This is a genomic window from Streptomyces sp. NBC_00414, from assembly GCF_036038375.1.
Taxonomy (GTDB): domain Bacteria; phylum Actinomycetota; class Actinomycetes; order Streptomycetales; family Streptomycetaceae; genus Streptomyces.
In genome coordinates, this window is record NZ_CP107935.1 from 6752735 (window position 1) to 6777797 (window position 25063).

A 25063-nucleotide genomic window follows, 5' to 3' on the forward strand; every position below is an offset into this window, starting at 1 on the left:
CACCCGGGGGCTCCGCCCCCGGACCCCCGTTGTCCTCGAACGCCGGACGGGCTGAAAGATTCGCGGACCGTCCGCACCTCTTCAGCCCGTCCGGCGTTCGAGGACGAGCGCGCAAGCGCGATTTCGGGGGCGAGGGGGCGGAGCCCCCATGCAGTGACGGGAAGGGTAGGGGCGGCGGGGGCGAAGACCCCCCGGGCGGGATCACACCCCCTCCGTGACCAGCATCACGCCCCCAAGGGTGTACAGGACATCCTTTGTCAGAGGTGCACCAACCCCCACCGACCCCCTTTGTCGACCACTGACGGAGATCGCCGCGACCCCCCTGGGATAGCGTCACAACGTCCCCCGCCCTCACCCCCGCCGGAGCCCCGATGACCACCGCCGTCGCCCAGACAACCCCGCGCCAGGTCCTCGCCGACCTCCTCCCCGCCTCCCGCGTGAGGGACATCGCACTCGTGGCGGGCGGCGCCGCACTCACCGGCCTGGCCGCCCAGATCGCGGTCCCCGTCCCGGGCTCCCCGGTCCCGGTGACCGGCCAGACCTTCGCCGCCCTCCTCGTCGGCACCGCGCTCGGCGCCGGCCGCGGCCTCTCCTCCCTCGCCCTGTACGCGCTGGTCGGCCTGGCCGGTGTGCCGTGGTTCGCCGGGGGCGGCTCCGGCGCCACCGTCTCCTTCGGCTACATCCTCGGCATGCTGCTCGCCGCGACCGTCGTGGGCGCCCTCGCCCGCCGCGGCGCCGACCGCTCGGTGCTCCGCATGGCGGGCACGATGCTGCTGGGCGAGGCGATCATCTACGCGATCGGCGTCCCGTACCTGGCCCTGGCGGCCGACATGACGACGGCCCAGGCCGTGGCGGCGGGCCTGACCCCGTTCCTGATCGGCGACGCCCTCAAGGCCGCCCTGGCGATGGGCGTGCTCCCCGCCGTCTGGAAGCTCGTCAGGCGCGAGAACTGACCGCTGCCACGCCGTAGTTCCTGCGGAAGAGGTTCGCCGGGTCGTACACCGACTTCAGCCCGGCGAGCCTTTTCCGCGTCAACGGGCCGTACAGACCCTCCGCCGTACCCGTACCCGCACCCGTACCCGACCCCGTACGACCGCCGCCCCCCCCGCCCGCCCCGTACGCGAAGTCATGCTGACGGGATTACCTGGCACCCGCCGTCGACATTTCCCGAGTGCGCCTCCGTGAGTGAGAACGGTTCGTCCGGATTCGCTAGGACCCGCTCCGCTCGGGTCGCCGCTGCGTCCACCACAGACCCACCGCTCCCGCGGAGACGAGTGCGGCGCCCACCGCGCCGAGCGGCAGAACCTGATCGGCCGGTCCGGTCCTGGGCAGCTCCTTGCCGCCGGACTTGTCGCCCGAGTCCCCCGGGGTGTCGCCGCCCGGGGTGACGGGGCTGTTGTCGGTGCCGAGCAGGAGAGGCGTCGCCGGAGCGTTCGGCGAGGGGTTGTTGGCGCCGAACGGGACCGGGCCCTGCTGCCAGAACGTCTTCTTGCCGTCGGCGTCCTGGACGGGCAGACAGATCTTCCCCTCCTTCTTCAGATCGAATGTCGCGTCCACGGCGTACGACTTCGACTTCCCGGCGGCCAGATTGTCGATGGCGCAGGCGAAGCCGCTGTTCGACCCCTCGGGGAGATCCTTCTCCGCGATTTCTGAGCATCCCTTGACGCTCTTGACCGAGAGGCCGTCAAAGCCGACCACGAGCAGTCGGATTTCGCCGCTTTCCTTCGTTCCTCCGTTCTTCACCGTGGCGGTGATCGCCGTTTCCTGGGAACTGTTGTCGACGCTGATCTTCTCGGGCAGCGAGGTCGTCAGCTTGACACCCGCGGGTGCTTCGTCAACGGCCTTTCCCCCCTTGTCGCTCATCGGTCCCGGATCGTCCGCCCCGGCGGAGAAGGAAAAGATCATCACCGCCGAGAAAGATGCTGTGAGCAGCGATCCTGTGGCGATCGTCCTACGACGAGAACTCATGTTCGTCCCCCTTGTAACCCCGTGGCTGCGCCTGAATTCGCAGTACTTGAAGAGGTACCACAAGATTTCTCCGCACTATGCTGGTGCGGCACAAAGATGTGGCCATTGTGCTTCTTTGCGATTCTTCTGTGGCAGGTGTTGAAGGGGGGAACGGGGGTGCCGGAAATAACGAGGGGCGGTATTCCGGGATTGCTGGTGACAGGCCGATACCGGCTGGTCGAGAGCATCGGTCAAGGAGGTATGGGGCGGGTGTGGCGGGCCGCCGACGAAACGCTCGACCGGCAGGTCGCCGTCAAGGAGATGCGCATAGACGGCATGGACCAGGAGGACGCCAGGACCCGCCGCGAACGGACCCTGCGCGAGGCAAGGGCCACAGCCCGGATCGACCATCGCAACGTGGTGCGCGTGTACGACGTCGTGGACGAGGGCGAGCGCCTGTGGATCGTGATGGAGCTGGTCGACGGCCGCTCCCTCGAACGGGTCGTGGCGGAGGACGGGCCGCTGAGCCCGCGAGCCACGGCCCGGATCGGACTCGAACTGGCGGCGGCGCTCGAACAGGTGCACGCGGGCGGTGTCCTGCACCGGGACATCAAACCGGGCAACGTCCTGATCGAACGGCGGGCAGGCCGGGTCGTACTCACCGACTTCGGCATCGCCGCCATCCAGGACGCGGAAGCCCTGACGATGGTCGGCATGCTGGTCGGGTCCCCCGACTACATGGCTCCCGAGCGGGTCTCGGGCCGTCCGCAGGGCCCGCCGTCCGACCTCTGGTCGCTGGGTGCCACGCTCTGCGCGGCGCTGGGCGGCCGTTCCCCGTTCTCGCGCGCGACGACTCTCGCGACCCTGCACGCCGTGCTGTACGAGGAGCCCGACATCCCGTCCGTCGCAGGGGGGTTGGAGGAAGCGCTCACGGCCCTGCTCCAGAAGGACCCGGCGGACCGCCCCGCGCTGGAGGATCTGGTCTCGCTGCTCGCCCCGGTGGCGGACGGCAGCACGGGGGCGGCGTCGCTCACCGTCACTCTCCCCGGCGCGGAGGAGGCCACCCCGGAGCCGGGTCCGGACCCGAACGCGAACCCGGACCCGGATCCGGACCCGGACCCGGACCCGGACCCGACTGTGGACCCGGCTGCGGAGCCGACCGCGGAATCGGGGCCGGCGCCGGCGCCCGGCGAACCAGCGGCCACCGGCTCCGCACGGCCCTCCTCCGAGGACACGAGCCGAGAGGGCGAAGGAGCCCGAGCGGTTCAGATGGGCCAGGCGAACCAGGCGAACCAGGCGAACCAGGCGAACCACGTGGACCCGGCGGCCGAGGCGGACCCGACGGCGGGCCGGCCACAGGCGCCCGAGCCCCCACCGGTCGAGCGCCCGACACCCCTGTACCTGCGCATCCCCGCCCTGGAGCCACCACCCGTCACGCCGACGGAGGCGGGCGCCCACGGTACGCCGGAGCCGGAGCCGGAGCCGGAGCCGGAGCCGGAGCCGGAGCCGGTGCAGGACGCCGTACCGATCCGCCCCGCTCCGACGCCGACCTCGACCTCCACCCCGCCCCCGACTCCCGCCCAGGGGGCGCCCACCCCCGAACCACTCCCTGCGGCCCCCGCTGCATACACGCCCCCAGAAGTGGAGAACGCGTCCTCGGAAGCCCCTCGCGAGGGCACTCCCGAGATCCCCTCCGAGGGGGCGGCACCCGGGCACGCGTTCCGTGCGCCCGGCGTCCGGCTGGAGCGGCCGGAGACACCGGCGCCCACGGAAGAACCGAGTCCGGAAGCACCTGAATCGCAGGGGCCACCGCAAGCGCAGGGGCCACCGAAGCCGCAGGACCCGCAGGCAGAAGGAAACGCCGAGCTGCCCACGAGGCCCCGGGCCGCCCCGCCCCCGATGTCACCGGGCGAACTGCCCGGCCCCGCCGTACCGTCCACACCGCGCCGTACGGGCAGCCGGATCCGCGGACGCAAGGGCCTGATCGCCGCCGCGGGCGTGGTCGTCGCCGGGGCCCTCGCCGGTCTGCTCGTCCCGATGCTCGGCGGATCGCCCGACGACAAGGACAAGGCGGGCCCGTCCTCGTCCGCCTCCGGCGGGAGCGGCCCGTCGAGCCCGCCCCCCACCGTCGCGGGCACCGCACGTCCGCCGAGCCTCCCGGCGGGCTCCCGCACGGAGGCGGGCATGTACGCCTGGGCGCCGCCCGACGGCTGGGACCGGGTGGCGCAGAGCGGCGCCGAGGTCCACTACACCTCACCGGACCGCAAGCAGGAGATCCTCGCCAACGCCTCCCCGGCCCGCGGCGATCTGATGGCCCAGTGGGAGAAGACGGAGCAGACGACGAGCAAGGGCCTGGACTACCGGCGCATCCGTCTGGAGGAGACCACGTTCCGAGGGGAGCCCGCCGTCGTCTGGGAGTACACGGTCACGGCCAAGGGACTGCCCTGGCACGCCCGTCTGCTCGGCTTCGACGCCGACGGCAAGTCCTACGAGATCACCACCTGGTACCACCCGGACGTCGAGGAACGGGCGCTCGGCGTCTACGACAACGTCAAGAAGAGCTTCACACCCCTGTGACCGCACCCCGCATCCCGCATCCCGCACACCATGAAGCGCACACGACGACGCCTCCGCGGAAAAGAACCGCGAAGGCGTCGTACGGAACAGCGGTTGTAGGGGTGGCCGTCAGACCTGTTCGACGTCGGACGCCTCCCGCAGCCGGCTCTTCCCGCGGCGCACCTTCTCCAGTACCAGCGAGATGCCCACGACCACGGCCGCCACCAGGAGCGACAGCAGGACTGTCTGGCGGCCGTCGTGCTCGGTGTCGGTGAGCATGTAGCCGAGGACGAAGACGATCAGCGCGATCGTCGCCCACGTCAGATACGGGTACAGCCACATCCGGACGACCAGCTTCTCCGGCGTCTCGCGCTCGATGATCTTCCGCATGCGCAGCTGCGAGAGACAGATGACGAGCCAGACGAACAGGGCGACCGCGCCGGAGGAGTTGACGAGGAAGAGGAAGACCGAGTCGGGGAACTCGTAGTTGAAGAAGACGGCGACGAAGCCGAAGGCGACCGACGCGAGGATCGCGGTCATCGGGACGCCGCGGCCCGTGGTGCGGGCGAAGGACTTGGGCGCGTCACCGCGTCGGCCGAGTGAGAAGGCCATGCGGGAGGCCGTGTAGAGGCCGGAGTTGAGACAGGACAGGACGGACGTCAGCACGATGAACTTCATGATCTCGCCGGCGTTCGGGATGCCGAGCGAGTTCAGGGCGGCGACGTACGAACCGTCCTTCTGGATGGCCTCGGAGTCCCAGGGCAGCAGCGTGACGACGACGAAGATCGAGCCGAGGTAGAAGACGCCGATCCGCCAGATGACGCTGTTCGTGGACTTGGTGATGGCGCGCTGCGGGTTCTCCGACTCGCCGGCCGCGAGGGTGGCGATCTCGCTGCCCATGAAGGAGAAGACGACGAGCAGGATGCCGGTGAGGATCGAGCCGGGCCCGTTCGGCAGGAAACCGCCGTGGTCCGTGAGGTTCCCGAGGCCCGCGCTCTCGGTGTCGGCCCCCGGCAGCGCGCCGAAGACCGCGAGTCCGCCGATGACGATGAAGGCGCCGATCGCGACGACCTTGATCCCGGCGAACCAGAACTCGAACTCGCCGTAGGAGCCGACGGAGGCCAGGTTCGTGGCGGTCAGGACGAGCATGACGATCAGCGCCCAGCCCCACTGCGGCACGGCCGGGATCCAGCTCTCCAGGATCACGGCGCCCGCGGTGGCCTCGATCGCGAGCACGACGACCCAGAAGAACCAGTACAGCCAGCCGATCGAGAAGCCCGCCCAGCGGCCGAGCGCCCGGTCGGCGTGCGCGGAGAACGAGCCCGAGGTCGGATTCGCGGCGGACATCTCGCCGAGCATCCGCATCACGAGGACGACCATCGTCCCGACGAGGGCGTACGACAGCAGGATGCCGGGGCCCGCGGTGGCGATGCCGGAGCTGGAGCCGACGAAGAGGCCGGCGCCGATGACTCCGCCGATCGCGATCATCGACAGGTGACGGTTCTTGAGTCCGGCGTGAAGCCCGCCGTCGGGCTCGCCGGGGCCTCCGGACCCTCCGGGATCTTCGGGGCCGTGACCGGCCTTCGTCATGGTCGGCTGCGAGGTCATGTGGGGATTCCTTACGCCGGGGATACGCCGGGGACTGTGGGGTGGGCTCGGCGAGCCGGTTCAGTGAATCCCAGGTGAATGGATTCTTGAACCTTTGAATCCAGATCGTTACTTGAGGTTTCTCTGAGGTTCCATGGGGTTACTCGCTCATTTCCGGCGTACGCCTCGGAGCGTTTCCTGCGCCTGCCCCGACGGGGCCGATCCGAAACAGCCGTGTCACACTCGGACCATGCGCGTGTACCTCGGCTCCGACCATGCCGGTTTCGAACTCAAGAACCACCTCGTCGAGTGGCTCAAGTCCGCCGGGCACGAGCCCGTCGACTGCGGGCCGCTCATTTATGACGCCCAGGACGACTACCCGCCGTTCTGCCTGCGTGCCGCGGAGCGGGCGGCTGCCGACCCCGAGGGTCTGGGCATCGTGATCGGCGGGTCCGGGAACGGCGAGCAGATCGCCGCGAACAAGGTCGAGGGGGTGCGGGCGGCTCTCGCGTGGAGCGTCGAGACCGCGGCGCTCGGGCGTCAGCACAATGACGCGAACGTCGTTGCCGTCGGGGCGCGGATGCACTCCGAGGAGGAGGCGACGAAGTTCGTCGAGACCTTCCTCAACACGCCGTTCTCCGGTGACGAGCGGCACATCCGGCGGATCGACATGCTGTCGGCGTACGAGACGACGGGCGAGCTGCCGGCGATCCCGGCGCATCACCCGCAGGCCTAGGACCTTTCCCGCCCCCGCCGCCGCCCCTACCCCTTCCCGTCACGTCCTCGGGGGCTCCGCCCCCGAACTCCCGCTCCTCAAACGCCGGAGAGGCTGACTGCTTCGCCGGCCGGGGCTTGATCCTTCAGCCCGTCCGGCGTTTGAGGACGAGCGCGTTCAGCGCGATTGCGGGGGCGCAGCCCCCAGCTTCGGGAAGGGGCGGGGTTGGGGAAAAGACCTGCTAGGAGGTCCCCGTGCCCGAGGGGCACACCATCCACCGCCTCGCCGAGGACTACCTGGCCGCGTTCGCCGGCCGCAGGGCACACGTCACCAGCCCCCAGGGCAAGTTCGCGGACGCCGCCGCACTCCTGGACGGCACGGCCCTCACCACCGCCGAGGCCCACGGAAAGCACCTCTTCCTCCGCTTCGAGACGGACGACTGGATCCACATCCACCTCGGCCTCTTCGGCAAGGTGAACTTCGGCGGAGCCCCCGCGCTCCCGCCCACCGACACGGTCCGCCTCAGGCTCAGGAACGACACCGCGTACGTGGACCTGCGCGGCCCCACCACCTGCACCCTGATCGCGGACACGGAGAAGCAGGCGATACACGACCGCCTGGGCCCGGACCCGCTGCGCGAGGACGCCGAGCCGGCCCGCGCGTACGAGCGCGTCTCCCGCAGCCGTACGACGATCGCCGCCCTCCTGATGGACCAGAAGGTCATCGCGGGCGTGGGGAACGTCTACCGTGCCGAGGTCCTCTTCCGGCACGGCATCGACCCGTACCGGCCGGGCCGGGACATCACGCGGTCCGAGTGGGACGCGATGTGGACGGACCTGGTGGCGCTCATGCGCGAGGGCGTCCGCAACAACCGGATCGACACGGTCCGCCCGGAGCACGAACCGGAGGCGATGGGCCGCCCGCCGCGCAAGGACGACCACGGCGGCGAGGTCTACGTGTACCGCAGGGCCACCATGCCCTGCCACATCTGTGGCGGCGAGATCCGCACCGCCGGTCTCGCCGCCCGCAACCTCTTCTGGTGCCCGACCTGTCAGAAGCCGTGAGGCAGCCAGGGCGCCACGACGGAGGCGAAGCCCAGTGAGGCCTCCGCGAGGGCGCCCTGACGCAGCTCCCGCACCCGTCCCGCCGCCGCCAGCGAGGCGAGGGACACGCCACCGAGATAGGCCGCCCCCAAGTCCCGTACGGACAGGCTGATGTCGGCCGTGTCGGTGGTCCGTGCGCAGGACGCGCCCTTCGCGTCGCCGGAGAGCCGCCAACGCCCCTCGTTCCAGGGGCAGAAGGCGTCCTCGACCTCGAACACCACGTCCACCGGCGCCTGGTACGTCCGTGCCTCCAGCGCCGCGCCGACCTCGACGAGCCGCACATGGAGCGAGTCCCGCGGCGTCAGAGCGCACCGCCGGTTGTCGGAGACGAGGTACTGCCAGGCGTCGTCGAGAGGCCTGTTGTGCATCTTCACCGTCGACGTCAGGTCGATGCCGAAGAGGTGCTGCCACAGCGCCGCGTACGCCGCCGGGTCGAGCGCCTCCAGATCGCGCAGCTCGATCGTGCCCTTCGGTCCGGCCTGGTCCCAGTCCGGCTTGTTGAAGTAGCGGGCGTAGCCCACGACTTCGTCGCCGCGCTGCGCGAGCACGCACTGCAGCGGTGAGGAGCCCTTGCGGTCGCTCTCCGGGTCGAGCAGCGGCAGCCGCTCCCAGCCGGGCCGCCGCTCCAGCATTCCGGGCCGGACCGCCGCATGGCGCGCGTACACCGCCTCACAGGCCTCGGGCACACCCGGCGCGTCCGGTTTCACGAGCCGCAGCCGTACGTCGTCCGTGCCGTCCGGCACCGACAGCCGCACCCGGTCCGTGTCGATCTCGGCGCGCAGTTGCTGGGTCGCGATGCCGTAGCCGAAGCGGCCGTAGATGGCCGGTTCCGACGCCGTGAGCGCGGCCAGGGGCTCGCCCCAGGACCGTACGTCGTCCAGTTGGCGCCGCATCATCGAGGTCAGTACCCCGCGCCTGCGGTGCGTCGAGGCGACGCTCACCATCGTGACTCCGGCGGTCGGCACGGAGGCGCCGCCCGGCACCGTGAGTCGGAAGCTGAACGCCCCGGCCGTGCCCACACACTCGTCACCGTCCCACACCCCGATGGAACGGTCGTACTCCGTGAGGTCGCTCCACAGGGCGCGTTCCTCAGCCGATTCCGCGACCCCGCCGAACGCGAGCTCCAGTTTCCCGTACCACGCGTCCCAGTCGGCCGGGCGCAGCGCGCGCAAGTCTGTCGTCATGTCCCCATGCCTACCAGGGCAATCCGGGATGAGCGACCGGATTTCTCCCGGCCGGGCAGTGCCGGGTCCCCATCCGGCCGTACGCTCTGCGATGACCGGGCTTCCCTGTGACTTCCGTCCCCGGACGGGGGACAAGTGGGACCTCCCGTGCCAAGCACCTGGTCCGATGGATAGGGTCCCGAACTAATGGCAGCAGGACGAGAGCGGCGCGCAGAAGCCGATACGTTCACGGCCCGGTTGAAGAAGCAGGTACACCGGGTCCGCACCGGGCTGCGCAGATCCGCCGTCGACTACTTCCGGGGCGACGGATCCGACTGGGTCGCGCTCGCCCTTCTCCTGATGACCATTCCCGTGATCGCCTGCGTCACACTCATGAACTCCGTCTGGTGCTCACCGGCGATGCTCGTCCTGCCGATCGTCGCCGGCGGCCTGCTGCTGCGGCCCTCCAGCCTGCTCAGCCTGTACGCGGCGGCCGCCACCGCGCTGATCGTCGAGTCCGTGCGACTCGGCCCCTACACCGAGGGCCCGTCCCGTGTGACGCCCGGGATCGTGCTCGTCGTCGCCGCGTGCGGGTTCTTCGGGCTGCTGATCGCCCAGTTCCGCAGCCGGGTCGGAGTGCCGTGGCGGCGCGGCGGAACGATGCTGTTCGACCTGCGCGAGCGGATCCGGGTGCAGAGCAAGCTGCCGAAGCTGCCGATGGGCTGGCACCGGGAGATGGCGCTGCGTCCGGCCGGCGGTCAGTCGTTCTCCGGTGACTTCGTCGTCGCGGCCCGCACGAACGGCGGGCGCACCCTGGAAGTGGTCCTCACCGACGTCTCCGGCAAGGGCATGGACGCGGGGTCGCGCGCGCTGCTCCTGTCCGGCGCGTTCGGCGGCCTGCTGGGCTCCCTGCCGCCGCACGCCTTCCTGCCGGCCGCGAACGGATACCTGCTGCGCCAGGACTGGGACGAGGGCTTCGCCACCTCCATCCACCTGGTCCTCGACCTGGACTCGGGGGACTACGAACTGTTCTCCGCCGGGCACCCGCCGGGCCTCCAACTCAGCGCGGGCAACGGGCGCTGGGAGGAGAAGGTCGCGGAAGGACCGCTGCTGGGCGTGTACGGCGGGGCGCAGTTCGACTCGGTCAAGGGCTCGCTGCGCCCCGGCGACGTACTGATGCTGTTCACGGACGGGCTGGTCGAGACGTCCGACCGGGACATCGTCGAGGGCATCGACCGGCTGACCGGGGAGGCCGACCGGTATGTGGCCGGCGGCTTCCACGGGGCGGCCTGGCATCTGATCGAAGCGGTCGCGAAGGACGTGAACGACGACCGGGCACTGCTGCTGATCTGCCGCGAGGGGGCGGCGACGGGGCCCGCCACACTCTGAGCTCCGCTCAGGGGCCGACCGCGCAGTTCCCGCGCCCTTCAGGGGCGCGGGGAACTGCGCGAACGGGGGCGAGGGGGCGCAGCCCCCATGCAGTGACGGGACGGGTAGGGGCGGCGGGGGCGAGAAAAGGCCCCTAACCGACCGCCGCGGACTCCCGCACCTCAGCATTCTCCCGCTCACCCTTGCCCCCAGGCAGAACCCGGGCCAACCACCCCGCCCGCCCCGCGGCCAACGGTCCGAGCACGGCCAGCACCAGCACATACCCCGCGATGAAGGGCGAGAGCCGGGCGTCGAGCCCCGCCACCGCGGCCATCGTGGCGAGGATCAGCGCGAACTCCCCGCGAGCCAGAAGCGTCGTGGAGATGTTGGCGGCGGGCCCGGGCCCGAACCCGTAGATCCGAGCCGCCCCCAGCCCGGCCAGCACGTTCATGACCAGCGTCACCGCCACCGCCGCCAGCACCGGCCACAGCACGGTCGGCAGATCACCCGGGTCGATGGACAGACCGAAGGCGAAGAAGAACATCGCGCCGAAGGCGTCCCGGAGCGGATGCACCAGCTTGAGGATCCGCGGACCCGACGTCGTGCTGCCGAGCATCAGCCCGACCATGAACGCCCCGATCGCGTCCGCGACCCCGAACCACTCCGAGACCCCCGCCATGAAGACGGCCGCGCCGAGGAAGGAGATGACGAGCAACTCGTCGTCCCTGGTGTCGAAGAGGCGTCCCACGATCCGCGTACCGAAGCGGGCGGCGAGCGCCAGCAGCACCAGGAAGGCGAAGGCCTTGCCACCGTCCAGGACGGCCGCGCCGAGCGATTCGGCGCCGGACAGGATCGGCTGGAGGGCCGCCAGGTAGAGGGCGAGGAAGATGTCCTCGACGACGATGATGCCGAGGATCGGCTTGGTCTCGGGGTTGCCCAGCCGTCCCGTGTCGACCAGTACCTTCGTGACGATCGCCGACGAGGAGATACCGAGCACTCCGGCGAGCACCAGCGCCTCGGACGTACCCCAGCCGAGGGCGAAGCCGAAGCCCAGGCCCGCGCCGACGTTCAGCGCGAGGTAGGTCCCTCCGGCGAGTGCCATCCGGCGCCCGCCCGCCTTGAGGTCGTCCATGTGGAATTCGAGGCCGAGGTAGAAGAGCAGCAGCACCAGGCCCAGCGCGGAGAGCATCTCCATGTCGTGCGGGTCCGAGACGAGCACGATGCCGGGGGTGTGCGGGCCGAGCAGTATCCCGGCCAGGATGAAGAGGGGAATGGTGGGGAGCCCGATCCGGGCACCCGCGCGGGCGAGGACGGCGGCGGCCAGAAAGGCGCCGCCCATGGCGATCAGGAGCTCTGCGTGTCCGATGGGCCCGTTCCTCCATGGGTGAGTGGGTGGTCGTGGTGGTCTTACGAGTACCGACATAGGTCAAGGGAACGTCAAGAAAGCGTCAGTAGTTAGTTTACCAAACGATTAAGGAGGGGCAATCGGGCGTACGCGGAACCCGTACCGGCGCCGGGTCGGCGGGCCGCCACGGGGCACACTCGACGCATGACCGACAACGAGCGCCGCCCGCTGCTGACCCTCACCGAGGTCGAGGCCCTGGCGCGCAACGCGCACGCCGCTCAGACGGACAAGGCGGGCCGCCCGTACGCCGAGCATCTGCGGGCGGTGGCCGACGGGGTGCGGGCACGCGGCGGCGACGAGGAGCAGATCGCCGCGGCCTGGCTGCACGACTCCGTCGAGGACGAGGCGCTCTCCGAGGACTGGCTGCGCGACGCCGCGCTGTCCGCGCGTACGAAGGACATCGTGCTGGCCGTCACCAAGCGGGCGGGGGAGCCCCCGGAGGCGTACGCGGGGCGCATCCTGGCGACCCCGGGCGCCCTCCTGGTGAAGGAGTCCGACCTGGCGCACAACGCGAACCCGACGAGGCTCGCGGCCCTGGACGAGCCGACCCGCACCCGCCTGACGCGGAAGTACACAAGGATGCGCGAACTCCTGGACCTACCGCGGGACTAGAGCCGCGGGACTAGAGCCGCGGGACTGGAGCCGCGGGACTGGCGGCACAAAAAAGGGCGCCCCTGGAGGCAAGCCCCGCAGGGGCGCTTCCAGGGGCGCGGGGAACTGCGCGCCCAGCCACGACAGACCCGCGGCCGAGGCCGACACCCCAGGCCCCCGGGGCGGTCGGCGGTCAGGCCGTCAATCGGGCCGGCCCGTCAGGACTTGGCCCGCTCGCGGGCGATCTCCGTGGCGTCCCGCTTGAACGCCCACTCCATCTTCGGCTCCATCGCGAAGCGGAAGACGCGCTGCACGAGAGGCGTGCACAGGGCGGTGATGACGGCCGCGGCGAAGACGGAGGCGAACACCTCGCCGAGCGGATGGTTCAGCCAGGCGTAGTTGTCGTACCAGCCCCAGAAGCGGGAACCCTTGGCCAGGAAGCCGTGCAGCAGGTAGCCGTACAGCGTGCCCGCGCCGAGCACCGTGAACCACATCTTGCGGCGCGGCACCCAGGCGAAGAAGCACGACGTGAGCACCATCGAGCAGCCGAACATCGCGAGCGTCATCACGACACCGGCCCACCAGGGCGCACCCAGCTCCTGGGCGCTGTCACGGTGGTAGAACCAGGCCGAGTTCATGCGCGGCCCCGCCCAGTAGGCGAAGCCCAGCGTGATCGCGAGGACCGGCACCGACAGGATCCGGACCTCGCGGCGCCGCATCAGCTGGAAGTGCTCGGGCTTCATGAACAGGCCCACCACGAAGAACGGCAGGAACTGCAGGACCCGTTGGAGGTCCAGGTCGTCGCCGATGTCGGGGGAGACGGAGGCGAGGACGGCGATGGCGAGCGCGAGCGGTACGGGCCAGCGCACGACCTTCCACAGCGGAACGGTCATCCGCCACACGAACAGCGCGACCAGGAACCAGGTGAGATACCAGGGGTCGAGCAGACTGATCGGGTGGGTCGGATCGTTGTCGGCCCACCTCTTGAAGAAGGAGTACGCCACCTCGAAGAGGACGTACGGCACGACGACGCCCGTGATCAGCCTCCGCAGCCGGTCGGGGCGCATGTCGAAACTGCGGGAGAAGTAGCCGGAGATGATGATGAAGGCCGGCATGTGGAAGGTGTAGACGACCATGTAGAGCGCCTCGGCGGCGCGGCTGTGGTCGGTCAGCGGCTCCCAGGCGTGCCCCATGGCGACGAACACGATCGCCAGGTACTTGGCGTTGTCGAAGAACGCGTCGCGCTGCTTGACGGGCTTGACGTCCGGCCCGGCGGCGGTGCCCGCCTGCGGAGTCTGTGACGCCGTGGATGGTCGGGGGCTGGGCACTCCCGGCGCCGGGGACCGGGCCGGCGGGAGTGGAGCCCTCTGTTGGCCGTGCGGACGGAGCGAGTTCGTCACAGACCCTCCCACCAGGAGCCGGGGGAGACGATCCGCGACCTCGCTGCACCTGCGGGGGACGAGGCAGCGTAGGACATCTGAGGCACCCTAGCGTTGTCCGTGGGATTCCGTAAAACCCCTGAGTCGATTCTTCTTATCGTCCCTCGGGTACCCAGGATTTGGTGAAGTTGACATGGCAACGACTATGGCGATCGCCACACTCCGCGCGGGCGTTACATCCTGATTCGTCGTGACTAAGCATCGCATACCACCCGGGGGCGACTCTGGTGGAATGTCCGATTGAGTCGGCTTTAGTGGCCTGTTAGTGCCCCGCGCGGCAGGCCTGCGGTGTGCCTGTGCCAACAATTCGAATTACCTGCGAACAGGTTGTGGGGACAGGTGTGTGGGTATGGAAACGATCACTCTTGAATTCTCGTGGGAGGGATCCATCGAATTGCCGTGCGGGACCGGGCCGTTCACGTCGGTGACCGACGGATGCCTCACCCGCCGCATACGGCGGCCCTGTTGGTGGCACGATGGTTCTGGCGGGGGTGTGCGGGGTTGCACCTCCGGGCCGGGAGAGCGGACCGACCGTAGGGTGTGATCAGTTGTGGCCATTTCGCTGTCAGTGGTGCTGCTGTTGGCGATCGTCCTGGTGGTGTTGATACGGGGTGGATCGATCAAGGCGGGGCCGGCGGTAGTCGCCGTGCTCTTCGGCTTCTTCCTTGCCTCCACAGGCATGGCGGACGACATCCAGCGCTTCCTCAACTCGATAGCGGAGACCATCAACTCGATCCAGTTCTGAGCGGGTCCACGGGCCCCGGTGAACCATGGGCGCGCGGTGGAGGAGCGGACGGGACGGGGCTGCCCGGACCCGTCGCCCGACAGAACCCGCGCAGGGCCGGCCCGCCGACGACCCCGGAACCGGCATCCCGTCTTCGCTACTGCACCGCCACGGTCGCGCCCCGCACAGGGCGCCCGGCACCCGAACATCCGCTCCCCGTACGCCCCTTGCTCCCCCCTGACGGGCCGGGAGCGCGCCGCGGGGGTCCGCGGTGACTCCGCCGCCCGTCCGGCGGAGGCGGACCGAGATCCATCGAGATCCATCGAGATCCATCGAGATCCATCGAGATCCATCGAGATCCATCGAAATCGGTCGAAGGGGCTCGCAGACGTGGACCGGGAGACCGCCTGGCGGTTGCGCGAAAGCTGGGAAAGCCCGATCGGCACCCTCCGATGGGACCGCCTCGGACCGGCGGAGGGTCCACCGGTGGTGCTGCTGCACGGCACCCCGTTCTCCTCCTACGTGTGGCACGAGATCGCCCCCGCGCTGGCCGCCGAGGGGCACCGGGTCCACGTCTACGACATGCCCGGCTACGGCGCCTCCGCGAAGAGCGACGGCCAGGACGTCTCGCTGAGGGCGCAGGGCGAGGTGTTCGCCGAACTGCTCGGCGTCTGGGGGCTTTCGAGGCCTTCGGTGATCGCGCACGACTTCGGAGGCTGCGTCTCCCTTCGCGCGCACCTCCTGCACAAGGCCGAGTACCGGCGCCTCGCGCTCGTCGACCCCGTCGCGCTGGCGCCCTGGGGCTCGCCCTTCTTCCGTCTGGTCGCCGGGCACGCCGACGTCTTCGAGCGGCTCCCGGCCCCGCTGCACGAGGCCCTGGTCCGTGAGTACGTGGGCTCCGCGAGCCATCGCGGACTGCGGCCCGACGTCCTGGCCGGGCTGGTCGCCCCCTGGACGGGGGAAGCCGGGCAGGCGGCCTTCTACCGGCAGATCGCCCAGGCCGACCAGGCCCACACCGACGAGATCCAGGGCCTGTACCCCTCGATGGAACTGCCCGTCACCGTCTGCTGGGGCGCGGAGGACACCTGGATCCCGCCCGCCAGGGGCACGGAACTGGCCGCCCTGATCCCCGGCGCCCGCCTGCGCACGATCCCGGACGCCGGCCACCTCGTACCCCTGGACGCCCCGGCCCGGCTCCTCGCCGCCCTGCTCACGTTCCTCGGCGACTGACCGGCCGAGACCGTCGCGGCCGGTCCCGGGTCCCGAGGACCCGGGACCGGCCCGGCGGAACAAGGACCGGAAACAGGTCAGGGCCAGGCGGAGGAGTGAACCTCGGGCCTGGCCCTGAACCATGAAGAGCGGGCGACGGGAATCGAACCCGCGTAGCTAGTTTGGAAGACTAGTGCTCTACCATTGAGCTACGCCCGCACAGAGTGCACCGCAGGTCAGTGACGCGCGGCACTGGAGCATCGTAGCGGGTCGTACGCCTTCGTCGCACACCCCGTTCCGATGGGCGGGGACGCCCCGCGAAATGCGGGCGTGGCACGGTCCGCGGGCATGTACCCTACGTGTCGCACCAGACGGGGTGTGGCGCAGCTTGGTAGCGCGTCCGCTTTGGGAGCGGAAGGCCGTGGGTTCAAATCCCGCCACCCCGACCACCGTGCCGGACCACCGGCGAGATCACCTTTTTGGGGCGTGTACCGCCTGCGGCTAGTATGCAAACTGCGCGCCCGTGTGTCTGTATTTTTACGTCCCTCAAGGGCCGCCAGTCCGCTGAGGCTCCGCCGAATCCGGCGAAGACCGTCAGTAGAACCCAAAGAAGTCAGCCCCCAAGGAGACCGAACCGTGAAGAGCGCCGTGGAGACCCTGAACCCGACCCGGGTTCGGCTCAGCATCGAGGTGCCCTTCGAGGAGCTCAAGGACAGCCTCGACGCGGCGTACAAGAAGATCAACCAGCAGGTCACGGTGAAGGGGTTCCGGAAGGGCAAGATTCCGGCTCGTGTCATCGACCAGCGGTTCGGCCGCGGTGCGGTGCTTGAGGAAGCGGTCAACGACGCGCTTCCGAAGTTCTACACCGACGCGGTCAACGAAGCCGAGCTGAACGTCCTCGGCCAGCCCGAGGTCGACATCACGGAGCTGAAGGACGGCGAGACGCTGAACTTCACCGCCGAGGTCGACGTCCGCCCGACCATCGAGATCCCGGACTACTCCGGCATCGAGGTCGAGGTCGACGCCGTCGAGGTCGGCGACGAGGACATCGACAAGGCCGTCGAGGAGCTGCGTGAGCGCTTCGCCTCGACCGCTCCCGTCGAGCGTGCCGCCGAGGAGGGTGACGTCGTCACCCTCGACCTTGAGGCCAAGGTCGACGGCGAGGTCCTGGAGGACGGCGTCGCGAGCGGCGTCTCCTACACCATCGGCTCCGGTGAGCTGCTGGAGGGCATCGACGACGCCGTGAAGGGCCTGGAGGCCGGTGGCGAGGCCACCTTCTCCTCCGAGCTCAAGGGCGGCTCGGCGGCCGGCAAGGAGTCCGAGGTCACCGTCAAGGTCACCCAGGTCGCCAAGCGTGAGCTGCCCGAGCTGGACGACGACTTCGCGCAGCTCGCGTCGGAGTTCGACACCCTCGAAGAGCTTCGCGCGGACAGCCGCAAGCGCCTTGAGAACATGAAGCAGTACGACCAGGCCACGCAGGCCCAGGAGCGAGTCCTGGAGAAGCTGCTTGAGCTCGTCGAGGTGCCCGTCCCCGAGAAGCTCCTCGAGGACGAGATCAACACCCGCAAGCACAACCTGGAGCACCACCAGCTCGGCCAGATGGGCCTCGACCTGGAGAAGTACCTCGAGATCCAGGGCAAGACGGCCGAGGAGTTCGACACCGAGACCAAGGAAGCCGCGGTCAAGGGCATCAAGACGCAGTTCGTCCTGGACGAGCTCGTCAACAAGGAGAAGCTGAACGTCAACCAGGAGGAGCTCACCGAGCACCTCATGCGGCGTGCCGCTTCCTCCAACATGTCGCCCGACCAGTTCGCCCAGCAGGTCGTCGAAGGCGGCCAGGTTCCGCTGCTGGTCGGCGAGGTCGCCCGCGGCAAGGCTCTTGCCGTGGTCGTCGAGGCCGCCACCGTCAAGGACACCAACGGCGAGGTCGTAGACCTCGACGACGAGGACGAGGACGAGACGGCCGAGACCGTCGAGGCCGCCTCCGACTCCACCGACGACGCCGAGGAGGCCCCCAAGGCCGAGGCGTCCGAGGAGAAGACCGAGGCCTGATCGCCTCGTAGCCACGCGCAGTACGTACTACGGGCCCCCAGGACGCTTCCTGGGGGCCCGTAGGCCTGTCACCGGCTCCCCGGGCCCTCCCCGGATCCCGCAGGCCTCCCTGGGGCCGTCAGGGCATCCCAGGGGCGCGGGGAACTGCGCGGCCCGCCCCCACGAGCCCGCAGCCGCGTCCGCGGGCCCGCCCTCACGGGGTCGCAGCCGTGTCTGCCTCCGACGGCACATCGGCGGCTGCGGCCCGTGGAGGGGCCGCACCCGCAGCTGCCCGGCCCCTCCCCGTGAGGGAGGGGGCCGAGCCCGGCGTATTCCCTGCTGAACCCGGCGGAGCGCATGCGCTCACAGCGAACAGTTCCTTCTGCGGGATTCCCCGGAGGGACCCGCGCGTTAGGGTCCATGAGTACGAGGGCAGGGGAGTCCCCGGAGCCGTCCGACACGGCGCGCACACGGGGTCCCACGCCCCCAGCAGAAGACGTGTAGACGGCCCGGCGCCGTCGTAAGACGAGCAGGTGGATACGTGACGAATCTGATGCCCACAGCCGCCGGCGACCCCATCGGTGGTGGCCTCGGCGACCAGGTCTACAACCGGCTGCTCGGCGAGCGGATCATCTTCCTCGGCCAGGCGGTCGACGACGACATCGCCAACAAGATCACAGCGCAGTTGCTGCTCCTTGCCTCCGACCCGGAGAAGGACATCTTCCTCTACATCAACAGCCCCGGCGGCTCGATCACCGCCGGCATGGCGATCTACGACACCATGCAGTACATCAAGAACGACGTGGTGACGATCGCGATGGGCATGGCGGCCTCCATGGGCCAGTTCCTGCTGAGCGCGGGTACTCCGGGCAAGCGCTTCGCGCTGCCGAACGCGGAGATCCTGATCCACCAGCCCTCGGCCGGTCTCGCCGGTTCCGCGTCGGACATCAAGATCCACGCCGAGCGGCTGCTGCACACCAAGAAGCGGATGGCGGAGCTGACCTCGTTCCACACCGGCCAGACGGTGGAGCAGATCACCCGCGACTCGGACCGGGACCGCTGGTTCGACCCGATCGAGGCCAAGGCGTACGGCCTCATCGACGACATCATGCCCACCGCTGCCGGAATGCCGGGCGGCGGCGGTACCGGGGCGGCCTAGGTCCTGCGCCGACCGGGCGTCGGCGCAGGCCGACACCAGCCGCTCCGAGCCCCCAGCCGACCGCCTCAGCCCTTATCAGGCTCTTCAGGAGACACAGTGAACGACTTCCCCGGCAGCGGACTCCACCGCGCGCAGGCCGAGTACACGGGTCCTCGCGCGGAGTCCCGCTACGTCATCCCGCGCTTCGTCGAGCGCACCTCGCAGGGCGTCCGTGAGTACGACCCGTACGCGAAGCTGTTCGAGGAGCGCGTGATCTTCCTCGGCGTGCAGATCGACGACGCCTCCGCCAACGACGTCATGGCGCAGCTGCTGTGCCTGGAGTCGATGGACCCCGACCGTGACATCTCGGTCTACATCAACAGCCCCGGCGGCTCCTTCACGGCGCTCACGGCGATCTACGACACGATGCAGTTCGTGAAGCCGGACGTCCAGACTGTTTGCATGGGTCAGGCCGCCTCCGCCGCCGCGATCCTCCTGGCGGCCGGTACGCCGGGCAAGCGCATGGCACTTCCGAACGCCCGCGTACTGATCCACCAGCCCTACAGCGAGACCGGCCGCGGCCAGGTATCGGACCTTGAGATCGCGGCCAACGAGATCCTCCGGATGCGCGCGCAGCTGGAAGACATGCTGGCCAAGCACTCGACGACGCCGATCGAGAAGATCCGCGAGGACATCGAGCGCGACAAGATCCTCACGGCCGAGGACGCCCTCGCGTACGGCCTGATCGACCAGATCATCTCGACCCGGAAGATGAACAACGCCGCGGTCGCGTGACGTATCGCTGTATCGTCTGCCGCTCCTTGACGCGGTTCACGACAAAGTGAACCGCGCCAAGGGGGGCCCGAACGAGGGGCTCGGCAAGGTACCGTCGGACATAAGGCAGCACCAGGAGCCGCTGGACCTACGGCGTCTCCCAGGCGAAGGGGAAGCACACCGTGGCACGCATCGGTGACGGCGGCGATCTGCTCAAGTGCTCGTTCTGTGGCAAGAGCCAGAAGCAGGTCAAGAAGCTCATCGCAGGCCCTGGTGTGTACATCTGCGACGAGTGCATCGATCTCTGCAACGAGATCATCGAGGAAGAGCTCGCGGAAACGAGCGAGGTGCGATGGGAAGAACTTCCCAAGCCTCGCGAGATCTACGAATTCCTCGAGGGGTACGTCGTAGGCCAGGAGTCCGCCAAGAAGGCCCTCTCGGTCGCGGTGTACAACCACTACAAGCGGGTCCAGGCCGGCGAGAACAGCGCGGGTCAGAACCGCGAGGACGCCATCGAGTTGGCGAAGTCCAACATCCTGCTGCTCGGCCCCACGGGCTCGGGCAAGACGCTGCTGGCGCAGACACTGGCCCGCATGCTGAACGTCCCGTTCGCCATCGCGGACGCGACGGCGCTGACGGAGGCGGGCTACGTCGGCGAGGACGTCGAGAACATTCTGCTGAAGCTGATCCAGGCAGCGGACTACGACGTCAAGAAGGCCGAGACCGGCATCATCTACATCGACGAGATCGACAAGGTGGCTCGTAAGAGCGAGAACCCGTCGATCACGCGCGACGTGTCGGGCGAGGGCGTCCAGCAGGCTCTGCTCAAGATCCTGGAGGGCACCACGGCCTCCGTGCCTCCGCAGGGCGGGCGCAAGCACCCCCACCAGGAGTTCATCCAGATCGACACGACGAACGTCCTGTTCATCGTGGGCGGCGCCTTCGCGGGCCTGGAGAAGCTCGTCGAGTCCCGTGCGGGTGCCAAGGGCATCGGCTTCGGCGCGACGATCCGCTCCAAGAAGGAACTTGAGGCGAAGGACCGCTTCGAGGACGTCATGCCCGAGGACCTGGTGAAGTTCGGCATGATCCCCGAGTTCATCGGCCGCCTCCCGGTCATCACGTCGGTCCACAACCTCGACCGCGAGGCACTCCTCCAGATCCTGGTGGAGCCGCGCAACGCGCTGGTGAAGCAGTACCAGCGCCTCTTCGAACTGGACGGCGTGGAGCTGGACTTCGAGCGTGAGGCCCTTGAGGCCATCGCCGACCAGGCCATCCTCCGCCAGACCGGCGCGCGCGGCCTGCGCGCCATCATGGAAGAGGTCCTGCAGGCGGTGATGTACGAGGTCCCGTCCCGCAAGGACGTGGCCCGCGTCGTCATCACCTCGGAGGTCGTCCGCTCGAACGTGAACCCGACCCTCATCCCGCGCGACGCGCGGGGCCGGGGCCCGGGGGAGCAGAAGACCGCGTAAGCGGGCGCGCACAGCGGCAAGTTATGGCGAAGGGCCCCGGTCACCGACCGGGGCCCTTCGCCGTGACTACGCGTCGCTCACAGCTTGACGCGGACTTCCTTGCGGAACTTGGCCGTCAGTTCCGCGGCCGCCTGCAGGTCGGCGCCCTTGCCCGCCATGGCGTTGGCCATGTCGATGTTGATGATGACGCCGAGCGTGCTGTGGTCGCCCCAGATGCACACCGGCATGCTGATCGAGGACGGACCGGTAGCCGCGTCACCCGTGGCGTCCTCGTTCGTGATCTTGGTTTCCTGGCACTTCAGGACCGCGCCGTCGAGGCCGCTGGGCGAGTAGCTCTTGGGGCTGCCGACGACCTGGCCCTCGTCCTTCTCCTTCTCGGCGCCTTCCTTCATGTCGACGAACATGGCGTCGACGACCTTCTCCGGGTCGTCGATCTCGCCGTACACGCCCATGAACTGGATCATCTGCAGAGCCAGCGGGTTGTTCTCGTCCCCGGCCTGGTATCCCGCGTTGACGTCCTTGGCGCCCTTGACGCCGTGCTTCTCGGCCTTCTTGATGTCGCTCTCGTCGAAGCCGCCGCTGTCGGCCTCTTTGCTCTTCTTGTACTCGGTGAGCACCGTCGCCGGAGTCGTCAGCTTGTGGGGGCCGTCGTCCGCGACGTCCGCGGAGCCGCCGTTGCTGCCGCCGATGATGAAGTACGCGCCCACCGCGATCGCGGCCACGACCGCCACCGCGCCGACGATGAGGCCCGTCTTCTTCTTGCCCCCGCCGGGAGCCGGCGGCATCGGGGCGCCGTAGGGGGCGCCGGGCGGCTGCTGGCTGTAGCCGGGCTGCTGCGGCGGGACTCCGGGAGGGGCCTGCTGGGGGTACCCGTAGCCGGGCTGCGGCGGGGGAGCCTGCTGCGGGTAGCCGTAGCCGGGCTGGGGGGCCTGCGGCTGCTGGCCGTAAGGACCCGGCTGACCGTACGGTCCGGGCTGCTGAGGCTGCCCGCCGTACGGGCCCGGCTGGTTGTAGCTCATCCTGGGTTCCCCTCCAGATACTTATGTGTTCCGAACATCCTCACCCAGGGCGGGGACGGCCGAGGCGCCGGGGGCCGCACCGTTACCAATTAATCGAGTTTCGGAGCAAGCCTGTGACACCTCTAAACTGGGTGGGTGACCGACAACGCTCAGCAGCAGCCGCCAGCCAACGCCCCCGAACTGCCGACCCAGTACGCGCCGGCCGAGGTAGAGGGGAAGCTGTACGAGCGCTGGGTCGAACGGGGTTACTTCGCCGCCGACGCGAACAGCGACAAGCCGCCGTACACCATCGTCATTCCGCCGCCGAACGTCACCGGGTCCCTGCACCTGGGGCACGCCTTCCAGCACACGCTGATGGACGCGCTGACCCGCCGTAAGCGCATGCAGGGATACGAGGCGCTGTGGCTGCCCGGCATGGACCACGCCGGTATCGCCACGCAGAACAAGGTCGAGCAGCAGCTCGCCGAGGAGGGCAAGTCCCGGCACGACCTCGGGCGCGAGGAGTTCGTCGAGCGCGTCTGGCACTGGAAGGAGGAGTACGGCGGCAAGATCCTGGGCCAGATGCGACGGCTCGGCGACGGCGTCGACTGGGACCGTGAGCGGTTCACCATGGACGAGGGGCTGTCCAAGGCCGTCCAGACCATCTTCAAGAAGCTGTACGACGACGAGCTGATCTACCGCGCCGAGCGCATCATCAACTGGTGTCCCCGCTGTCTGACGGCCATCTCCGACATCGAGGTGGAGTACCAGGAGGACGACGGCGAGCTCGTCTCCATCAAGTACGGCGAGGGCGACGAGACCCTCGTCGTCGCCACCACGCGCGCCGAGACCATGCTCGGTGACACCGCCGTCGCCGTTCACCCCGACGACGAGCGCTACCGGCACCTCATCGGCAAGCGCATCAAGCTCCCGCTGACCGACCGCACCATCCCGGTCGTCGCGGACACGCACGTCGACCCCGAGTTCGGCACGGGTGCCGTCAAGGTCACCCCCGCCCACGACCCGAACGACTTCGCCATCGGCCGGCGCCACGGCCTGGAGTCGATCACGGTCATGGACGAGCGGGCCATCATCACCGTCCACGGCCCCTTCGAGGGACTCGACCGCTACGAGGCACGTTCCGCCATCGTCGGCGCGCTGCGCTCGCAGGGCCGGATCGTCGCCGAGAAGCGTCCGTACGTCCACAGCGTCGGGCACTGCTCGCGCTGCCGGACCACCATCGAGCCGCGGCAGTCCCTGCAGTGGTGGGTCAAGGTCGGCCCGCTCGCGAAGGCCGCCGGTGACGCGGTCCGCGACGGCCGGGTGAAGATCCACCCCGAGGACATGTCGAAGCGGTACTTCGACTGGGTCGACAACCTCAACGACTGGAACATCTCGCGCCAGCTGTGGTGGGGCCACCGCATCCCGATCTGGTACGGCCCGAACGGCGAGACGGTCTGCGTCGGCCCCGACGAGCAGCCGCCGGGCACCGAGGCCGAGGGGTGGCGGCAGGACACCGACGTCCTCGACACCTGGTTCTCGTCCGGCCTGTGGCCGTTCTCCACGCTCGGCTGGCCCGAACAGACCCCGGACCTCAAGAAGTTCTACCCGACCGACGTCCTGCTCACCGGCCACGACATCATCTTCTTCTGGGTCGCCCGGATGATGATGTTCGGCCTGTACGCGATGGACGGCGAGGTCCCCTTCAAGATCATCGCCCTGACCGGTCTGGTCCGTGACGAGCGCGGCAAGAAGATGTCGAAGTCGTTCGGCAACGTCGTCGACCCGCTCGACTGGATGGACGCGTACGGCTCCGACGCCGTCCGTTTCACCCTGGCCCGCGGCGCCAACCCCGGTACCGACGTGCCGATCGGCGAGGACTGGGTCCAGGCGTCCCGCAATTTCGCCAACAAGATCTGGAACGCGACGCGGTTCGCGCTGATGAACGGCGCGACGGTCGAAGGCCCGCTGCCGGACGCGTCGCGGATGTCCGCGACGGACCGGTGGATCCTGTCGCGGCTCAACGAGACCGTCGCCCAGGTCGACGCGCTCTACGAGGACTTCCAGTTCGCGAAGCTCTCCGACGCGCTGTTCCACTACGCCTGGGACGAGGTCTTCGACTGGTACGTCGAGCTGTCGAAGACGACGTTCATGGCGGGCGGGGCCGCCGCCGACGTCAGCAAGCGGGTCCTGGGCGAGGTCCTGGACGTCACGCTGCGGCTGCTGCACCCGGTCGTCCCGTTCGTCACGGAGACGCTGTGGACGACCCTCACGGGCGGCGAGTCCGTCGTGATCGCCGACTGGCCCGCCGACAGCGGGTTCCGCGACACCGGTGCCGAGCGTGAGATCGAGGCGCTGCAGCAGGTCATCACCGAGGTCCGCCGCTTCCGTGCCGACCAGGGGCTGCAGCCCGGTCAGCGGGTGCCGGCGCGGCTGTCCCTGGAGGGGACCGCGTTCGCTCCGCACGAGGCGGCCATCCGGCAGTTGCTGCGGCTGCAGCCCGAGGGGGACGACTTCTCGGCGACGGCGACCCTGCCGGTCGGGGGGGCGCAGGTCGCGCTCGACCTCTCCGGCACGATCGATGTGGGCGCGGAGCGGAAGCGGCTTGCCAAGGACTTGGCCGCCGCCGAGAAGGAGAAGGTCGCGGCCAACGCCAAGCTCGGGAACGAGGCGTTCCTCGCGAAGGCGCCGGATCAGGTCGTGGACAAGATCCGGGGGCGGCTCGCCAAGGCCGACGAGGACATCGTCCGGTTGCAGGCGCAGCTGGAGGCTCTGCCGCAGGCGTAGGTGTTGTTCTTGAGGGCCCCGGGACCGTGGTGGTCCCGGGGCCCTCGGGCGTTCGTCGT

The 25063-nt window shown here is 69.4% G+C and carries 20 protein-coding genes and 2 tRNA genes; 14 read left to right on the forward strand and 8 right to left on the reverse strand.

The features are described from left to right. Positions 1-371: 371 nt before the first annotated feature. Positions 372-953: a biotin transporter BioY gene (locus OHS59_RS29395; protein ID WP_328496361.1), complete on the forward strand. Its 582-nt coding sequence runs from the start codon at positions 372-374 to the stop codon at positions 951-953. On the opposite strand, the gene OHS59_RS44615 is transcribed toward OHS59_RS29395, so the two are convergent. Both OHS59_RS44615 and OHS59_RS29400 read right to left on the reverse strand, forming a co-directional pair. Beyond that, entirely contained in the window at positions 937-1035 is a 99-nt protein-coding gene (locus OHS59_RS44615; RefSeq protein WP_443061521.1) for a BBE domain-containing protein, read from the reverse strand. The two genes, OHS59_RS29395 and OHS59_RS44615, sit on opposite strands and share 17 nt — an antisense overlap. A gap of 174 nt (positions 1036-1209) precedes the next feature. After that, complete coding sequence (locus OHS59_RS29400; protein ID WP_328496362.1) at positions 1210-1968, reverse strand: hypothetical protein; 759 nt, start codon at positions 1966-1968, stop codon at positions 1210-1212. Between the two features lie 195 nt (positions 1969-2163). Here OHS59_RS29400 and OHS59_RS29405 point away from each other — a divergent pair, with 195 nt between their 5' ends. Continuing rightward, positions 2164-4524: a serine/threonine-protein kinase gene (locus OHS59_RS29405; RefSeq protein ID WP_328496363.1), complete on the forward strand. Its 2361-nt coding sequence runs from the start codon at positions 2164-2166 to the stop codon at positions 4522-4524. Between the two features lie 108 nt (positions 4525-4632). Here the strand turns inward: OHS59_RS29405 and OHS59_RS29410 are convergent, their stop codons facing one another. Next, complete coding sequence (locus tag OHS59_RS29410) at positions 4633-6111, reverse strand: amino acid permease (protein WP_328496364.1); 1479 nt, start codon at positions 6109-6111, stop codon at positions 4633-4635. Positions 6112-6340: 229 nt separating this feature from the next. On the opposite strand from OHS59_RS29410, the gene OHS59_RS29415 reads away from it, so the two are divergent. Then, positions 6341-6826, forward strand: a complete 486-nt coding sequence (locus OHS59_RS29415; RefSeq protein ID WP_328496365.1) for a ribose-5-phosphate isomerase — start codon at positions 6341-6343, stop codon at positions 6824-6826. 233 nt (positions 6827-7059) lie between these two features. Beyond that, a complete protein-coding gene (locus OHS59_RS29420; protein WP_328496366.1) occupies positions 7060-7869 on the forward strand; it encodes an Fpg/Nei family DNA glycosylase in 810 nt (269 codons plus the stop codon). Here the strand turns inward: OHS59_RS29420 and OHS59_RS29425 are convergent. After that, a complete protein-coding gene (locus OHS59_RS29425; protein WP_328496367.1) occupies positions 7857-9092 on the reverse strand; it encodes a GNAT family N-acetyltransferase in 1236 nt (411 codons plus the stop codon). The two genes, OHS59_RS29420 and OHS59_RS29425, sit on opposite strands and share 13 nt — an antisense overlap. 186 nt (positions 9093-9278) lie before the next feature. On the opposite strand from OHS59_RS29425, the gene OHS59_RS29430 reads away from it, so the two are divergent. Then, entirely contained in the window at positions 9279-10460 is a 1182-nt protein-coding gene (locus OHS59_RS29430) for a PP2C family protein-serine/threonine phosphatase (RefSeq protein ID WP_328496368.1), read from the forward strand. A gap of 133 nt (positions 10461-10593) precedes the next feature. Here the strand turns inward: OHS59_RS29430 and OHS59_RS29435 are convergent, their stop codons facing one another. Beyond that, positions 10594-11778: a cation:proton antiporter gene (locus OHS59_RS29435; protein WP_328496369.1), complete on the reverse strand. Its 1185-nt coding sequence runs from the start codon at positions 11776-11778 to the stop codon at positions 10594-10596. A 210-nt stretch (positions 11779-11988) separates the two neighbouring features. On the opposite strand from OHS59_RS29435, the gene OHS59_RS29440 reads away from it, so the two are divergent. Continuing rightward, complete coding sequence (locus tag OHS59_RS29440; RefSeq protein WP_328496370.1) at positions 11989-12456, forward strand: HD domain-containing protein; 468 nt, start codon at positions 11989-11991, stop codon at positions 12454-12456. Between the two features lie 197 nt (positions 12457-12653). Here the strand turns inward: OHS59_RS29440 and OHS59_RS29445 are convergent, their stop codons facing one another. Continuing rightward, positions 12654-13835, reverse strand: a complete 1182-nt coding sequence (locus OHS59_RS29445) for an acyltransferase family protein (RefSeq protein ID WP_328496371.1) — start codon at positions 13833-13835, stop codon at positions 12654-12656. A gap of 589 nt (positions 13836-14424) precedes the next feature. Here OHS59_RS29445 and OHS59_RS29450 point away from each other — a divergent pair. Then, positions 14425-14619: a hypothetical protein gene (locus OHS59_RS29450; protein ID WP_107016269.1), complete on the forward strand. Its 195-nt coding sequence runs from the start codon at positions 14425-14427 to the stop codon at positions 14617-14619. A gap of 369 nt (positions 14620-14988) precedes the next feature. Further along, on the forward strand, positions 14989-15828 hold the full coding sequence (locus tag OHS59_RS29455; protein ID WP_328496372.1) for an alpha/beta fold hydrolase: 840 nt from the start codon (positions 14989-14991) through the stop codon (positions 15826-15828). Positions 15829-15955: 127 nt separating this feature from the next. Here the strand turns inward: OHS59_RS29455 and OHS59_RS29460 are convergent. Further along, positions 15956-16026, reverse strand: a tRNA-Gly gene (locus OHS59_RS29460). Between the two features lie 153 nt (positions 16027-16179). Between OHS59_RS29460 and OHS59_RS29465 the strand changes: the two genes are divergently transcribed. From OHS59_RS29465 to clpX, 5 genes are all read left to right on the forward strand, one after another. After that, positions 16180-16256, forward strand: a tRNA-Pro gene (locus tag OHS59_RS29465). Positions 16257-16443: 187 nt separating this feature from the next. Next, entirely contained in the window at positions 16444-17859 is a 1416-nt protein-coding gene (gene tig, locus OHS59_RS29470; RefSeq protein WP_328496373.1) for a trigger factor, read from the forward strand. Positions 17860-18391: 532 nt separating this feature from the next. Beyond that, complete coding sequence (locus OHS59_RS29475) at positions 18392-18997, forward strand: ATP-dependent Clp protease proteolytic subunit (RefSeq protein ID WP_328499411.1); 606 nt, start codon at positions 18392-18394, stop codon at positions 18995-18997. A gap of 96 nt (positions 18998-19093) precedes the next feature. Beyond that, entirely contained in the window at positions 19094-19771 is a 678-nt protein-coding gene (locus OHS59_RS29480) for an ATP-dependent Clp protease proteolytic subunit (protein ID WP_328496374.1), read from the forward strand. Positions 19772-19932: 161 nt separating this feature from the next. Beyond that, a complete protein-coding gene (clpX, locus tag OHS59_RS29485; protein WP_189777442.1) occupies positions 19933-21219 on the forward strand; it encodes an ATP-dependent Clp protease ATP-binding subunit ClpX in 1287 nt (428 codons plus the stop codon). A gap of 77 nt (positions 21220-21296) precedes the next feature. Here clpX and OHS59_RS29490 read toward each other — a convergent pair whose 3' ends face one another. Continuing rightward, positions 21297-22238, reverse strand: a complete 942-nt coding sequence (locus OHS59_RS29490) for a hypothetical protein (RefSeq protein ID WP_328496375.1) — start codon at positions 22236-22238, stop codon at positions 21297-21299. Between the two features lie 135 nt (positions 22239-22373). Between OHS59_RS29490 and OHS59_RS29495 the strand changes: the two genes are divergently transcribed. Continuing rightward, a complete protein-coding gene (locus OHS59_RS29495) occupies positions 22374-25004 on the forward strand; it encodes a valine--tRNA ligase (RefSeq protein ID WP_328496376.1) in 2631 nt (876 codons plus the stop codon). Positions 25005-25063 lie beyond the last annotated feature (59 nt).

Bases quoted from the DNA above. Each gene is read 5' to 3' on its own strand.
- OHS59_RS29395 (WP_328496361.1), top strand. From the start codon at position 372: ATGACCACCGCCGTCGCCCAGACAACCCCGCGCCAGGTCCTCGCCGAC.
- OHS59_RS29400 (WP_328496362.1), bottom strand. From the start codon at position 1,968: ATGAGTTCTCGTCGTAGGACGATCGCCACAGGATCGCTGCTCACAGCA.
- OHS59_RS29410 (WP_328496364.1), bottom strand. From the start codon at position 6,111: ATGACCTCGCAGCCGACCATGACGAAGGCCGGTCACGGCCCCGAAGAT.
- OHS59_RS29415 (WP_328496365.1), top strand. From the start codon at position 6,341: ATGCGCGTGTACCTCGGCTCCGACCATGCCGGTTTCGAACTCAAGAAC.
- OHS59_RS29425 (WP_328496367.1), bottom strand. From the start codon at position 9,092: ATGACGACAGACTTGCGCGCGCTGCGCCCGGCCGACTGGGACGCGTGG.
- OHS59_RS29430 (WP_328496368.1), top strand. From the start codon at position 9,279: ATGGCAGCAGGACGAGAGCGGCGCGCAGAAGCCGATACGTTCACGGCC.
- OHS59_RS29435 (WP_328496369.1), bottom strand. From the start codon at position 11,778: ATGGGCGGCGCCTTTCTGGCCGCCGCCGTCCTCGCCCGCGCGGGTGCC.
- OHS59_RS29440 (WP_328496370.1), top strand. From the start codon at position 11,989: ATGACCGACAACGAGCGCCGCCCGCTGCTGACCCTCACCGAGGTCGAG.
- OHS59_RS29475 (WP_328499411.1), top strand. From the start codon at position 18,392: ATGCCCACAGCCGCCGGCGACCCCATCGGTGGTGGCCTCGGCGACCAG.
- OHS59_RS29490 (WP_328496375.1), bottom strand. From the start codon at position 22,238: ATGAGCTACAACCAGCCGGGCCCGTACGGCGGGCAGCCTCAGCAGCCC.